1 pseudogene is annotated in these 310 nt (G+C 75.2%); it reads left to right on the top strand.

Features of this window, described 5'->3' with window-relative positions:
• Window positions 1-68: 68 nt before the first annotated feature.
• Window positions 69-310: pseudogene (locus tag UK12_RS35030) on the top strand (NADH-quinone oxidoreductase subunit C); the annotation flags it as partial.

Raw genomic sequence — 310 nt, 5'->3', positions numbered from 1 at the left:
GCCGAGGAGCAGGCCGAGGAGATCGCCCTGCACGCCGTCCCGACGAGCGAGATGCGGGGGCTGCTGCGATGAGCGAGACCCCCGAGGAGCGCGTCACCGCCACCCGCACGGAACTCCCTGTCGAGGTGATCGGCAGGCGGCAGGGCATGCTCGGCGCCAAGGGCACCGGTGACACCTCCGGCTCCGGCGGGTTGACCGCGCCGATCGCGCTGCCGCCCGCGCGCAGCAGCCCGTACGGGCAGGGTTTCGACGCTGTGGCCGACGAGTGCGAGGGCGCGATGGAGGAGCCGGGGTCCGGCGCGGCGGCGGT

Origin of the sequence: Saccharothrix sp. ST-888 (assembly GCF_000955975.1) — a bacterium.
Lineage (GTDB): Bacteria > Actinomycetota > Actinomycetes > Streptomycetales > Streptomycetaceae > Kitasatospora.
The sequence above is the reverse complement of the archived record's forward strand: the minus strand, read 5'-3'. Positions and strand labels throughout refer to the sequence as shown.